This window comes from Arthrobacter celericrescens, from assembly GCF_003614925.1.
In the GTDB taxonomy this organism is placed as follows: domain Bacteria; phylum Actinomycetota; class Actinomycetes; order Actinomycetales; family Micrococcaceae; genus Arthrobacter; species Arthrobacter celericrescens.
On sequence record NZ_QYLP01000066.1, the window covers coordinates 1 to 13,171 of the forward strand.

Here is a 13,171-nt window from a genome sequence, read left to right on the forward strand (position 1 = left end):
ATCCAATTCCCCAACAGACTCCCGATCTGACCATCAGGCAGACCGGACAACCGACCGGTCCCTTACACAGAAAACTTGACACCCCCTTCTACCATCGGGCCCGTCTCCAGTCTCCCGATCCGCAAGAGGCGCTCAAGACTGCGGTCACGGAGATTTTCGAGGAGAACCATGGCCGGTACGGGCATCGCCGCATCCATACGGAACTGCTCAAGCAGGGCTGGGCGGTCGCGAAGAAGACCGTGCTGAAGCTGATGCGTGCCCTCGGACTGATCTGCAAGGTGCGGCGGAAGAAGCGCTATGGCTCCTACCGGGGTGACCAGGGCGTTGTTGCGCCGAACCTGCTGAACAGGGAGTTCGATGCCGCCGCACCGAACCAGAAGTGGGTGACGGATGTGACCGAGTTCAACGTCGGTGACCGGAAACTCTACCTCTCACCGGTCATGGATCTCTTCGACCGGCAGATCATCTCCTACGCCATCGGCATATCTCCGAATCTGGCGCTTACCAACGCTTCGCTGCGCGATGCCCTCGCCTGCCTCGCGCCGGGTCAGGCCCCACTCGTGCACTCGGACCAGGGCTTCCAGTACCAGCACGCCTCCTGGCGCGCTCTCCTGGAGGGCGCCGGCGCCGTCCAATCGATGTCCCGCAAGGGCAACTGCTACGACAACGCCGTGATGGAAAACTTCTTCGGCCACCTCAAGGAAGAACTCTTCCACCACGTCCGGTACCTCAACACCGACGCACTCGAAACAGCGCTAAACGAGTACATTCGCTGGTACAACAACGACCGGATCTCAACAAAGCTCGAGGGCCTGAGCCCGGTGCAATACCGTGCCCAGGCCCTCGCGGCTTAGGATCTTACTTGGCCAGTCCAACTATCGGGGACCAGTTCACTTAGGGAGGGCGCTCTATTGCGTTTTCAGTCCTGCGCGGGCTCCGATACCGAGGCTCCCGCCGTCATGGTCTCGGCGTTGATCATCCACGCCAGCTGCTCAAGGCGGGCTATGAACGCGTGCAGCAGGTCCGCCGTCGTCGGGTCTTCTTCGTCCACCTGGTCGTGGACGTCGCGCATGGTCTGCACGGCCCGCTCCAGGCGCGCGGTGATCAGCTTGACGGCGTCCTTGGTGGCGGTGAGTCCTTCAGGGAAGGGCTCCAGCCGGGTCCCGGCCGCAATGGTTGCGCTCCGGCCGTCAGGGAGGGCGTGCAGGGCCCTCATCCGTTCTGCTGCCTCATCGGCGAAGGCGCGGGTGGCGGCCACAAGCTCATCCAGTTGCAAGTGCAGGTCCCTGAAGTTGGGCCCCACAATGTTCCAGTGCGCCTGCTTCCCCTGGAGTTGGAGTTCGATCAGATCCGTCAGGACCATCTGCAGGTTTGTTGCCAGGGTTTGCGATGCCTTCATGTCTTCCTCTCACGTTGCCGATCCAGTAGCGGCCAGCCCTGTGCGCGGGTTTTCCAGCGAGGGCCCTCTTGTAAGCTTACGTTCCGGACTCTGGTTTAGTAAGCATGCTTACTAGTACGATGGGGCATCTGAACCAGCACGCGGGCAGGTTTTCGAAGCGGCGCTGAGACGGTTCAGGCTACTGAAAGGAAGCGGTCAATGTCGACGATTTCCCATCCCGCGTCTCCCAACGAGACGCCCCAGCCGAGCGCCGAACCCATCTGGTGCGGGAACTGCAACACCACAGACCACCTCATCCTTGACAGCATTGAACCCCTCAAACCACCCGCGGACGGGATCGTCGACATTTCCTACACCTGCGTGGAGTGCGATACCTTCTACGCCCACACCGCCGTCTTCCTGGATGCGGCCATCATCCTCAACGACCGCGGAAACACCATCGGAGTCCTCCAGTTCGGCGGCGAATACGTCCATTGCGGGCGCCCGATGGAACTGGCCGGCTCCGCCCACCGGAGCGTACAGGCTCCGATCCGCACGGACGATCAGCCGGACCCTGCCGTGGACCTGCTGGACGTCTACCTGAAGACCAAGGTGCTCCAGTGCGGCTGCGGATTCCGGATGGAACTGCCCGCCTGACCGGCAGGCAGCGAGTCCGGCCGCAGGCCGCCTAATCCCTGTCCGGCCCGTCCGGCTTCGGCTCCGGTTCCGGCGGGGCCGCGTCCGGATCGCCGGGCACCGGGAAAGTGTCGGGGCCCGGCGGCGCCGGGAAGGGTTCCGGCTCCGGCGGCAGGGGCGGCTCGGTCGGCGGAAGTGGCGGCTCGAACGGCGGCGGCTGGGTGCCCGGATCCGGCGGCAGGGGCTCAGGCGGCAGCGGCGACGGCGGGCCAAACGGCGACGGCGGGTCCCCGGCGTCGGGCGGCACGGCGGGAAGGCTTCCGCCCCCGGGAAGCTGCCCGTCGGGTTGGACCGGCGAAGGGAAATTGCTGCTCATCGCGTCCTCCAAGAGTGGGTTGGCGTATATCTCCAGCACTCCCGACGCTAACGGGCGTCCGACGTCGAGTCCAGCGTTCCGGGTAAATTACTCAGCAAGCTTAGTTTTTCCATTGAATTCCGCGCCGACACGCCATAGCGTGAAACTCAGGCACGGCGGAGGTAGCCACATGGATGACATGGAATTTCTTGAGGACGACAAGCGCGGCGAGTCTCCGAACCAGAAACTCGACCGCAACTGGATGGAACTACTCCAGGAGCTCAGGGTGCTCCAGACCGGGGTCCAGATCCTGGCGGGCTTCCTCCTGACGCTGCCGTTCCAGGCGAAATTCGACACCCTGGATTCCTTCCAGGTGGCACTGTACCTGTTCAATGTGATGGTGGCGGCGCTCACCACGGCGCTGATCCTCCTGCCGGTCAGCGTGCACCGCCGGCTGTTCCGGAAGCGGCTAAAGTCCGTGCTCGTCGCCAGTGCCGACTTCATGGCCAAGAGCGCATTGAGCGGTGTGGCCGTGCTGATCGTGGGCACCGCCTTGTTGGTGTACGACGTCGTTGCCGGGCGGAGTGCCGCACTGATCGCGGGAGGCGCGATAGTCGTAGTCCTCGTGTTCCTGCTATTGGTGGTGCCTTTGTGGCTAAGCAACCGCTCGCGGCGCCCGCCGGGGCCCGAAGGTTAGGAGTGGCGATGCCCCGGTGGCTGAAGAACAACGGACTGCTCCTGGCCAATGCCGGCCTGTTTGTGGTCTTCCTCTGCGGAATGGTGATTTCCGGCGTGGCCAACTACAACGAAGACCAGCTCGCGCATGGACAGCAGACCGTTGACTTGCCGGCCTATTTGCGCAGCGGGGCGTTCGTGGAGGCCGTCTTCGAAAACTGGGAATCCGAGTTCCTGCAGATGGCCATGTACGTGGTGCTGACGATCTTCCTGTTCCAGAAAGGCTCCTCCGAATCCAAGCCGCTCGGGAAGAAGGCCGAGCAGGACGAGGACCCGCGCAAGGCCGCAATCACCCGGAATACGCCGTGGCCGGTCAGGAAGGGCGGCTGGATCCTGGTGGTCTACGAACACTCCTTGTCCGGCCTGCTGGTGATCCTGTTCCTCGGCTCGGTCCTGATGCACGCGGTGGGCGGAGCCGAAGCCTACAGCGAAGAACAACTGGCCCACGGGGCGCCGCCGGTCACGGCCTGGGAGTACATGGCGACCAGCCGGTTCTGGTTCGAGTCCTTCCAGAACTGGCAGAGCGAATTCCTGGCGGTCGCCGTGCTGGTGGGGGCTTCGGTGTTCCTCCGCGAGCGAGGCTCACCCGAATCGAAGCGGGTGGCAGAAGCAAATAGCGAAACCGGGGCGTGAGGTGCCGGCAGCCTCAGGCGTTCTTCTTCGCCCGGGTCCTGGGCTTTGCTGGCGCCTTCTCTTCGCCGGCCTTGGCGCCGGCCTTGGACGATCCGGCCGCCTTGGAACCGGCCGTCTTGGATCCGCCAGCACCGCCGCGCTTCTTGTCCAGGCTGCGCTTCAGCGCCTCCATGAGGTCGATGACCTCACCGCCTTCGCCCTCGGCGGCCTGCACGCCGAACGTCTCCTCGGTGTCCAGCGAATCGCCGCGTTCCAGTTTCGCCGCGATGAGCTGGCGCAGCTGCACCTGATAGTCGTCTGTGTACGCCTCGGGATCGAAGTCGCGGGCCATGGAATCGACCAGAGCGGAGGACATCTCCAGTTCCTTGTCCGAGATCCTGATGTCGGAATCCAAGGCCGGGAAGTCGGCCTCACGGACCTCGTCGTCCCAGAGCAGCGACTGCAACATCAGCACGTCCCCGCGCACCCGCAGGGCGCCCAGCCGCGTCTTCTGGCGCAGGGCATACTGGACGATCGCCACCCGCTCGGTGTCCTGCAGCGTGCGCAGGAGCAGCATGTAGGCCTTGGGCGATTTGGAATCCGGCTCCAGGTAGTAAGGCCGCTCGTACATGATGGGGTCCAACTGCTCGGCCGGCACGAACTCCACCACTTCGATGTCGCGGCTGTTCTCCTCCGGAAGCGACTTCAGGTCCGCCGAGGTGAGGACCACGGTGCGGCCTTCCTCTTCGTAGGCCTTGTCGATATCCTCATAAGCCACAACTTCGCTGCAGACTTCGCATTTGCGCTGGTAGCGGATGCGTCCTCCGTCCTTGTTGTGGACCTGGTGGAGACTGACGTCGTGGTCTTCCGTGGCGCTGTACAGCTTGACCGGAACGTTGACCAGCCCGAACGCGATAGAACCCTTCCATATGGCCCTCATGCACTAAGTGAACATCACATCAAGGCGGAGGTGAAGAGATGGCAGACCGCCAGAAGGAGCGCGTGAACGTCGAGGGACGCGAACTGACGCTGACCAACCTGGGCAAGATCGTCTACCCGGAGACCGGCACCACCAAGGCCGAAGTGCTCGAGTACTACGCCGCCGTCGCGCCGTTCCTGATCCCCGCGGCAGCCAACCGGCCGGCCACCCGCAAGCGCTGGGTGAACGGCGTGGGGACCGCGGCGAAGCCTGGACAGATGTTCTTCCAGAAGAACCTGGACGCCTCCACGCCGTCGTGGGTTCCGCGGGTGACCATCCAGCACAGCGACCATACGAACGACTATCCGCTGGTGAACAACCTGGCCACCCTCACTTGGCTGGCGCAGATCGCGGCCTTGGAGATCCACGTTCCGCAGTGGCAGGTGGACGCCGAGGGGACCATGCTCAACCCGGACCGCCTCGTGCTGGACCTCGATCCCGGGCCCGGCACCGGCCTGCCCGAGTGCGTGGAGGTGGCCAAGCTCGCCCGGGCCATCCTTAAGGACATGGGGATGGACCCGGTTCCGGTGACCAGTGGCAGCAAGGGCATCCACCTCTACGCTGGGCTGGACGGCACGCAGAAGTGGGAACAGATTTCAGCGTTTGCGCATGAACTGGCCCGCTCCCTTGAGTCGGACCACCCGGACCTGGTGGTCAGCGACATGAAGAAGGCGCTGCGCGGCGGCAAGGTCCTGGTGGACTGGAGCCAGAACAGCGGGAACAAGACCACGATCGTGCCGTACTCCCTGCGCGGCCGGGCGCACCCCATGGTGGCGGCGCCCCGCACGTGGCGGGAGCTCTCCTCCCCCAAGCTCGAGCACCTGGATTTCACGGCCGTGATGAAGCGTGTGAAGGACGGCAAGGACCACTTCGCCGCGGTGGCGGCGGCACACTCGGCGCACCCGACGCACGTCGGCGGTCCGGACGGGGAGGACGACGACGGACCGGCGGGCGTGCACCCTCGCCTCAAGGACTACGTGCGGAAGCGCGATCCGGGCAAGACGCCGGAACCGTTTCCCGCCGTCGGGCAGCCGCTCGGGCAGCCCGCCGGGACCGGCTCCGGGAAGCAGGAGGACGCTGAGGAGAACCCGGCCGGCGGGATCTTCGTGATCCAGGAGCACCACGCCCGGGCCTTCCACCTGGATTTCCGGCTGGAGCACCATGGCGTGCTGGTGTCCTGGGCGCTGCCGCGGGGCGTGCCGGAAACCCCCCAGAAGAACCACCTGGCCGTGCACACGGAGGACCACCCGCTCGAATACGCCGAGTTCCAGGGGATCATTCCGAAAGGCGAATACGGTGCCGGGACCGTGAGCATCTGGGACAACGGCACCTACGAATGCGAGAAATGGCGCGACGGCAAGGAAGTGATCGCCACCCTTACCGGCCGGCCGGGCGGCGGTTTGCACGGCAGCCGGCGCTTCGCGCTCATCCGCACGGGGGAATCGGACAAGAACTGGCTCATCCACCTGATGAAGGAACAGCCCGGGCAGCACGCAGCGCCCAAGGCCGCGACGGCGGCCGCCGCTCCTACTTCCTCGGCTCCGCGAAGCCTCGCCGCGCCGCCGGTCTATGCGCCCATGCTCGCCACCGCGGGAACGGCCGGGGACCTGGCCGGCAGCCGCTGGCTCTTCGAACTGAAATGGGACGGCTTCCGGGTGCTGGTTTCACGCTCGCGCGGGAAGCTCCGGCTCGGCAGCCGCACCGGAAAGGACATGACGGCCACGTATCCGGAACTGAGCGACCCCGCCATCTGGCCCGACCACGACTTCGTGGCGGACGGTGAAATCGTGGCCTTCGGCAAGGACGGCCGGCCGAGCTTCGAGCAGATGCAGAAGCGAATGAACCTCACCAAGCCGGGCGATGTGGAGCGGGCCCGCGTGGTGGCTCCGGTGCAGCTGATGCTTTTCGACCTGCTGTACGACGACGACGGCGAGCTGGTTTCGTTGCCGCTGGAGGAACGCCGCAGGCGCCTGGAGTCCTTCATGAAAGCGCTGCCGAAAGGCGGCCCGCTGCACTTGTCGGAGGTCCTGGACCACGATCACGAGGCGATCCTGGCCAGTGCCGCCGAGCTTGGACTGGAGGGCGTCATGGCCAAGCGGGCGGAGAGCCGGTACCTGCCCGGCCGGCGCAGCCATTCGTGGATCAAACTGAAGCTCGAACAGAGCCAGGAGGTGGTGCTGGGCGGCTGGCGGCCGGGTGCGGGGGCCCGGCGCGGCACCATCGGGGCGCTCCTGGTGGGAATCCCCGACGGCGGCAAGCTGCGGTTCGCCGGGCGGGTCGGCACCGGCTTCAAGGATTGGCAGCTGCGGGACATCCTGAAGCGGGTGAAGGACCTGGAGCAGGAGGAGTCACCGTTCCTGGACATCCCGGCCGAGGACGCGAGCACCGCGCACTGGGTTTCCCCGGAGCTCGTGGGCGAGGTGACGTTCGGCGACTGGACCGGCAGCGGCCGCATGCGGCACCCGGTGTGGCGGGGCTGGCGGCCGGACAAGTCGCCGTCGGACGTGGCACGGCCCAACTAGCAATTCCGCAACTGAGCCAGCGAAGGAAAAATCGTTGACAATTTACACTTCAGCGATTTACATTCATAGTGAATCAAAAACCCGCCTGCTCGGTCGGACGGAAGCCCGTTGGCTGACATCGACCGAGGCCCCTCCCCACCACTACGAATGGACGGAATCATGACAGACACGTCACGGCCGGAGTACATCTCTTTTGACATCTACGGCACCCTGATCAACTGGGACACGGATGCCACCACCCGCCGCCTGCTGGATGGCCGCCTGCCTGAGGAGCAGTGGCCTGCGTTCAAGAAGGTGTTCCGCGGTTACCGCTTCGACGAGGTCCTTGAATACAGGCCTTATGAGCAGATCCTTCAGAACTCCTTTGACCGCGTCTGCAAGTACTTCGGCATTGGGCCGACCCCGGGTGCGGGTGCAGAATTCGCCGACGCGGTACGCAGCTTTGGCGCCCACGACGACGTGCCGGCTCCGCTGAAGCTCATGGGCGACAACTTCAAGCTGGTTGCCCTGTCCAACGCCGACGACAGCTTCCTGGAAATCAGCATTCCCAAGCTTGGCGCCCACTTCCACGCCGTGCTGACCGCCGAGCAGGCCCAGGCCTACAAGCCGCGCTACGAGGCCTTCGAGTACATGCTCGACACCCTGAATGCCAAGCCGGAGGACTTCCTGCACATCGCCTCGCACACCCGCTATGACATGCACCCGATGCACGACATGGGCTTCCGGAACCTCTGGGTGCTGGACCGTGGCTACGACCCCATCGGCCCGGGCTACGACTACAACGTTGTCAAATCCCTGGACGAGATCAACAAGCACCTCGGCCTCTAAGGCTTTGAAAGGGTGACATGAGCACGACCCCCAACTCCACGACGAGCGACCCTGACTTCATCGTCGCCGTCGCAGCAGAGAGCGGCCTGCTGGGCGGGAATTCACATATGGCGGACCTAACGGTCCTGGATCTCATTGAGGAGTTCTATGGCCTGACAGGGAAGCTGGTTCGGATTCCCACCGAGAAGGATGACACGTTCAGGCTCCAGGACGGTGCGGATACTTATCTGGTCAAGGTGTCCCCGCCGGATGAGGATCCCATGATCGTCCACCTTCAGACAGCGTGCATGCAGCATCTGGAATGGACCGCCCCCGAGCTTCCGGTCCAGCGCCTCGTGAGTTGCGTTGACGGGAGACCCGAAGTCCACATCCCCGCGCCGGACGGACCCTACGACCGGGTGCTTCGCGTGATGCGCTTCATGTCGGGAAACCTGCTGGCCAATCACGCAGCCACGGCGGAGCAGCTTCAATTGGTGGGCTCAAGCCTCGCCCGCCTGGGCCTGGCTTTGCGGGACTTCGATCACCCGCGGGCAGACCGCATGCTCCTGTGGGACCTGAAGCATTTCCACCGGATGCGGCCGCTGCTTGACCACGTAGACGAAAAGTCCACGCGCTCCCTGGCGGAGGACATTTTCAACCGCTTCGACGAGCAGGTGGTCCCGCTGCTTGGCAGCCTCACATCCCAAGTGGTGCACGGGGACTTCAGCCCCTTCAACCTTGTGGTCGATCCGGATGTCGCGGACTTCGTGACCGGGATCATCGACTTCGGAGACACGGTGCGGACCCCCCTGATCTTCGACATCAGCGTGACCATGGCCAATCTCCTGGGAAGAGACCCGGGCAGCCCCTGGGAGCAGGCCCTCAACGTGGTGGCGGGGTACCAGAAGGTTCGCCCCCTGCCTGTTCAGGAGCTCGCGGCCCTGACAGTGTCTGCGCCCGCCCGGCTACTGCTGCGCGCCCTGATAACGCAGTGGCGGGCAAGCCAGCTCCCCGAAAGACGCGAGTACCTCCTTTCCCACTCCAAACCGGACTGGGACCGGCTCGCAGCCACCGCCGCGGCCCCCGCACCGAAACCGCCTTTCACACCCTGAATTCCAGCACCAAGCTTCGAGGAAACAATGATGGAAACTTCGCAAATCCGTAAGCCATCCAGAGCCATGGTCAACGGCTTTGATCCCAATCGCCTCAGCGAACTCCCGGATCACATCCAGGAGAACATCCGACGCCGGGACAAGAGCCTCGGTCCGAGCTATCGGCTCTTCTACAACACCCCTGTGGAAGTGGTCCGCGCCCAAGGTGTCACGCTCTTTGACAGCCAAGGGAACGAATACCTGGACGTATACAACAACGTCCCCAGCGTGGGCCACGCACACCCGCGCGTCGTGGCCGCAGTGCACGAGCAGATGCAGAAGCTGAACACGAATACCCGCTACGTCCAGGAGTCCATCCTCGACTACTCGGAGCAGCTCCTCTCGACTTTTCCAGCCGAACTCGGGCACATCATGTTCACCTGCACCGGGTCCGAGGCCAACGACCTCGCCATGCGTGTGGCGAAGTATGTGACTGGCAACCAGGGCATCATCGTCACCGCCGGGGCCTACCACGGCCTGACGACTGAAGTAGCGTCGTTCTCCCCATCCTTGGGCATCGGGGTGCCGCTGGGCGCCAATGTGCGGGTCATCGACGCGCCTGACGCCCTACGCTACGCCTCGGACGAAAACCCGCTCGCGGAGCACCTGCGGGACCAAGTGCGTGCGGCGATCGCCGACCTGCACCGCCACGGCGTGGGAGTAGCGGCGTTCATCGCCGACAGCATCTTCTCCTCCGACGGCGTCTTCGACGGCCCGGCCGGCTTCCTTCGTCCGATCGTTGAGGAAATCCACGCCGCAGGCGGCCTATACATCGCTGATGAAGTCCAGCCCGGCTTTGGCCGGACCGGCGAGGAATGGTGGGGCTTCCAGCGCCACGGAATCGTTCCGGACATTGTCACCATGGGCAAGCCCATGGGCAACGGCATACCCATCTCCGCGGCAGTGTTCAAGCCCGAGCTGCTCGTGGAATTCGGGAAGAACATCCGCTATTTCAACACCTTCGGCGGGAACACCGTTGCCATCGCCGCAGCACAGGCCGTCCTGGATGTCATCCGTGAGGAATCCCTCATGGAAAACGCCCTCAAGGTCGGTTCGAAGATCCAAAGCGAACTTCGACGGATCACCCAGGACCTGGACCAGGTGGCGGAGGTCCGCGGTAGCGGCCTGTTCATCGGAGTCGACCTCGTCACCGACCGCTCCAGCCTGACCCCGGACGGGAATCTCGCCGGCTTGATCGTAAACAGGCTCCGCGAAGAGCGGATCCTGATCTCTGCCTGCGGACCCCAGGGCAACGTCCTGAAGCTCCGCCCGCCGCTGCCCTTCTCCATGACCGACGCTGACCGTCTCATCGAGGCCATGGACCGCGTATTCCAAGAACTGCGCTAACTCGACACAAATATCGGCGCCAGACGTCGACGTTCCGCACGGCAAGGGCCTGGGCACGGTATCGCACCGCGCCCAGGTCCTTTGGGCTATGCCGGGGCTCACTTCCGGGGTCTCGCAGCAGCAAATCCCAGAAAATTGTTGACAATGTCACCATTTACATTCATGATGAAAATTAATCAGTGAGACGCCGGTCACACAGAGTCGGAGTCAAGCGCGAGAGGCCAGTATCGCTCGCCCAGCGGGCGCCAAGGCAACAAATCCCCATGTACTGAACCAGCCGACCTCCCCAATGAATTACTCGGCGGTGAACTAATTGAAGGGAACACCATGAAGAGCATCACCAAGATCCATGCTGTCGCTGCGGGGCTTGCTGTCCTGCTGGCCGTGACGGCCTGTGGCGGCGCGGTAACGGGCGGCCAGCAGGCGGAAATCCCCAAGACGCAGAACACCCGTGACATCTCGGAAGGTGTCCAAGCGGATTCGGCCGCGGTGGCTCTGTTGCCCGCATCCTACAAGGCCAAGGGCGAACTGATCGTGGCGATGGATCTGAGCTCGCCGCCGATGACGTTCCTTGCCGAGGACAACACAACCCCCATCGGCGTGAACCCGGACCTCGCCCGCCTGGTCGCCAAAAAGCTGGGGCTGAAGTTGAAGTTCGAAAACACGGCGTTCGACACGATCATCCCCGGCATCGACGGCGGCCGCTACGACTTCACCGCCACCACCATGTCCGCCACGGAAGAGCGGCTCAAGGTCATGGACATGATCAACTACCTCAAGGGCGGCTCGGCGGTGGCAGTACCCGACGGCAACCCGCAGAATCTGACCAACGAGTCACTCTGCGGCAAGAGCATCGCCGTCACCAAGGGCTCCACCCAGCAACTCAAGCACCTGCCGAACGTCTCGAAGTGGACCTGTGAGGAAAAGGGCAAGCCGGCCATCAACGCCGTGACGTTGCCCAACGTCCAGGAGGCCCTGACGCAGTTGGACTCCAAACGGGTTGACGGTGTCTTCTACGACGCCAGCGGCCTGGCCTGGGCACAGGCCCAGCAGCCCGGCCACTTCACCGTCCTGGAGCCGCGGATGGATACCCGCACCAACACCAACGTCGCCATGGGGCTGAAGAAGGGATCACCGCTGACGCCGGCCCTCCAGAAGGCCATCCAGTCCGTCCTCGAGAGCCCCGAATACAAGGAGTCGCTGGAATACTGGGGCCTTGGAGAATCAGCCATCACTGAAGCCGCAATCCGCTAGTCCATCAGCCCCTATCAGAGCAAAGCCGGACAGGCCCGTCGCGTCCGGCTTTGCTCTGATATCGCATTAAGGTTGTGCAATGAACGGCAACGCCACGACAGGTGACTACAACAAGGCCTCGGTCCTTGATGCGGTCCTTTCCGAGGCGCCTTTGACGCGCAGCAGGCTGATCGAATTGACGCGTTTGAGCCAGGCGACCGTGTCCCGGAAGGTGGATGAGCTCCTTTTTGACGGCTTCGTCATCGAGCAGGGAGTCGATGCCGTTGTGCGCCGCGGCCGGCCCTCTACGTATCTCGATGTACCCGGCACGGCGGGGCACATCGTCGGCATCTCCCTCGGCGCGAGAACCACTTGTGTCCTGGTTACGGACCTCAGGGGTCGGGAGCTTGGGCACACAACTGTGCCGAGCCTCGAGGGCGGTGACCTTGAAACCACTGGCGAGTGGCTGGTGGAGTTGATTGCGGAGACCGGTGATTCCACAGAGGGGCCGTTGCGCCAAATCGTCGCGGCCTTGCCCGGACGTATCAATGGCACCAGGGGGCCTGGGAAAGCAGAACCACTGAAGAATTTCAAGGATTCTCCTCTCCGGAATTGGCTTGAGGATCGGCTACACGCTCCCGTGACCCTTGAGAGCGATGCCAGTGTGTCTCTCCGCGGGATCCTGAGGGATGATGCGAGCGTCGGGAATGCTGCTTTGTTCATGCTTAGTACCGTGCTGACGTTCGCTAGCTGTACTGATCATGAGATCGCCCAGGGGCGGACTCCGACTTTCGGTGATCTCGGCGGTGTACTCTTCTCCGGCGTGGGCAACGAGCCGCTCGACGGCCTGTTGAGCACCAAGGGACTCCTCCAATTTTCCAAGCGGCAAGGACTGGAACTGGAGGGCATCGAGGCGCTCTGGTCCCAGCCGCAGGAAAAGGTATCCCGCGCGAAAGTGATGGAGGCGTTCACGACGGCGATCGTCACCGCTGTCGGCGCCGTTGCAGTCACCCTGGACCCGGAGTCGGTGTACTTTGTGGGCCGGCTGAGCCCGCTCGTGGACGAAGTCCTGCCCGAGGCGCGCCGGCGACTGGCGAAAAACCTCCCCGTCGTTCCGGAGACCAAGGTCGCACCGCAAGTGGTTGGACTATCAGTGGCCCGCGGAGCGGCGTATGCAGGACTGGCCTTGGCCCAATCCCGGCTCCGGGAATCGGTGCTGGAGCCCAGCCGCGAAAGCCTAAGCCAGTAGCAAGACCCCGCGCCACACCCAGCGTCACTATTACGGCCTGGACGTGGGCCGGCCCAACTAGCTGGCAGTTGTTGTCGTCATGACGCCTCAATTACCCAGGGGCTTCGCCCCGCCGTGGGCATGGAAAATGTGTGCAGGGGCGGGGTCTCTGGCGTGGTGCCGGTTGC

Annotated in this window: 13 protein-coding genes; 10 read left to right on the forward strand and 3 right to left on the reverse strand. The window is 63.9% G+C overall.

The features are described from left to right. Positions 1–854, forward strand: an 854-nt coding sequence (locus D3654_RS12205) for an IS3 family transposase (protein ID WP_162943725.1), incomplete at its 5' end; no start/stop codon positions are given. 65 nt (positions 855–919) lie between these two features. Here D3654_RS12205 and D3654_RS12210 read toward each other — a convergent pair. Continuing rightward, positions 920–1,399, reverse strand: a complete 480-nt coding sequence (locus D3654_RS12210; RefSeq protein WP_120521769.1) for a Dps family protein — start codon at positions 1,397–1,399, stop codon at positions 920–922. A gap of 198 nt (positions 1,400–1,597) precedes the next feature. On the opposite strand from D3654_RS12210, the gene D3654_RS12215 reads away from it, so the two are divergent. Continuing rightward, positions 1,598–2,035 carry a hypothetical protein gene (locus D3654_RS12215; RefSeq protein WP_245413204.1) on the forward strand — a complete coding sequence of 146 codons (438 nt, stop codon included), beginning with the start codon at positions 1,598–1,600 and terminating at the stop codon, positions 2,033–2,035. A gap of 31 nt (positions 2,036–2,066) precedes the next feature. Here the strand turns inward: D3654_RS12215 and D3654_RS12220 are convergent, their stop codons facing one another. Then, a complete protein-coding gene (locus D3654_RS12220; RefSeq protein WP_120521770.1) occupies positions 2,067–2,390 on the reverse strand; it encodes a hypothetical protein in 324 nt (107 codons plus the stop codon). A gap of 169 nt (positions 2,391–2,559) precedes the next feature. Between D3654_RS12220 and D3654_RS12225 the strand changes: the two genes are divergently transcribed. Continuing rightward, the gene (locus D3654_RS12225) at positions 2,560–3,066 is read left to right on the forward strand and encodes a DUF6328 family protein (RefSeq protein WP_120521771.1); all 507 of its coding nucleotides are present in this window, start codon (positions 2,560–2,562) and stop codon (positions 3,064–3,066) included. A gap of 8 nt (positions 3,067–3,074) precedes the next feature. Then, complete coding sequence (locus tag D3654_RS12230) at positions 3,075–3,737, forward strand: DUF6766 family protein (protein ID WP_120521772.1); 663 nt, start codon at positions 3,075–3,077, stop codon at positions 3,735–3,737. A 13-nt stretch (positions 3,738–3,750) separates the two neighbouring features. Here D3654_RS12230 and ku read toward each other — a convergent pair whose 3' ends face one another. Next, the gene (ku, locus tag D3654_RS12235) at positions 3,751–4,656 is read right to left on the reverse strand and encodes a non-homologous end joining protein Ku (RefSeq protein ID WP_120521773.1); all 906 of its coding nucleotides are present in this window, start codon (positions 4,654–4,656) and stop codon (positions 3,751–3,753) included. A gap of 38 nt (positions 4,657–4,694) precedes the next feature. Between ku and D3654_RS12240 the strand changes: the two genes are divergently transcribed. From D3654_RS12240 to D3654_RS12265, 6 genes are all read left to right on the forward strand, one after another. Further along, positions 4,695–7,217, forward strand: coding sequence for an ATP-dependent DNA ligase (locus D3654_RS12240; RefSeq protein ID WP_120521774.1), 2,523 nt, complete (start codon positions 4,695–4,697; stop codon positions 7,215–7,217). 159 nt (positions 7,218–7,376) lie between these two features. Then, positions 7,377–8,045, forward strand: coding sequence for an HAD family hydrolase (locus D3654_RS12245; RefSeq protein ID WP_120521775.1), 669 nt, complete (start codon positions 7,377–7,379; stop codon positions 8,043–8,045). A 17-nt stretch (positions 8,046–8,062) separates the two neighbouring features. Next, positions 8,063–9,136, forward strand: coding sequence for a phosphotransferase (locus D3654_RS12250; protein WP_120521776.1), 1,074 nt, complete (start codon positions 8,063–8,065; stop codon positions 9,134–9,136). 30 nt (positions 9,137–9,166) lie between these two features. After that, positions 9,167–10,522 carry an aspartate aminotransferase family protein gene (locus D3654_RS12255; RefSeq protein WP_245413205.1) on the forward strand — a complete coding sequence of 452 codons (1,356 nt, stop codon included), beginning with the start codon at positions 9,167–9,169 and terminating at the stop codon, positions 10,520–10,522. 327 nt (positions 10,523–10,849) lie between these two features. After that, a complete protein-coding gene (locus D3654_RS12260; protein ID WP_120521778.1) occupies positions 10,850–11,776 on the forward strand; it encodes an ABC transporter substrate-binding protein in 927 nt (308 codons plus the stop codon). A gap of 79 nt (positions 11,777–11,855) precedes the next feature. Then, a complete protein-coding gene (locus D3654_RS12265; protein WP_120521779.1) occupies positions 11,856–13,004 on the forward strand; it encodes an ROK family protein in 1,149 nt (382 codons plus the stop codon). The last annotated feature ends 167 nt before the right edge of the window (positions 13,005–13,171 follow it).

Coding starts and splice junctions, on each gene's coding strand:
- D3654_RS12260 (WP_120521778.1), top strand. CDS start 10,850: ATGAAGAGCATCACCAAGATCCATGCTGTCGCTGCGGGGCTTGCTGTC.
- D3654_RS12240 (WP_120521774.1), top strand. CDS start 4,695: ATGGCAGACCGCCAGAAGGAGCGCGTGAACGTCGAGGGACGCGAACTG.
- D3654_RS12265 (WP_120521779.1), top strand. CDS start 11,856: ATGAACGGCAACGCCACGACAGGTGACTACAACAAGGCCTCGGTCCTT.
- ku (WP_120521773.1), bottom strand. CDS start 4,656: ATGAGGGCCATATGGAAGGGTTCTATCGCGTTCGGGCTGGTCAACGTT.
- D3654_RS12245 (WP_120521775.1), top strand. CDS start 7,377: ATGACAGACACGTCACGGCCGGAGTACATCTCTTTTGACATCTACGGC.
- D3654_RS12250 (WP_120521776.1), top strand. CDS start 8,063: ATGAGCACGACCCCCAACTCCACGACGAGCGACCCTGACTTCATCGTC.
- D3654_RS12220 (WP_120521770.1), bottom strand. CDS start 2,390: ATGAGCAGCAATTTCCCTTCGCCGGTCCAACCCGACGGGCAGCTTCCC.
- D3654_RS12210 (WP_120521769.1), bottom strand. CDS start 1,399: ATGAAGGCATCGCAAACCCTGGCAACAAACCTGCAGATGGTCCTGACG.
- D3654_RS12230 (WP_120521772.1), top strand. CDS start 3,075: ATGCCCCGGTGGCTGAAGAACAACGGACTGCTCCTGGCCAATGCCGGC.
- D3654_RS12215 (WP_245413204.1), top strand. CDS start 1,598: ATGTCGACGATTTCCCATCCCGCGTCTCCCAACGAGACGCCCCAGCCG.
- D3654_RS12255 (WP_245413205.1), top strand. CDS start 9,167: ATGGAAACTTCGCAAATCCGTAAGCCATCCAGAGCCATGGTCAACGGC.
- D3654_RS12225 (WP_120521771.1), top strand. CDS start 2,560: ATGGATGACATGGAATTTCTTGAGGACGACAAGCGCGGCGAGTCTCCG.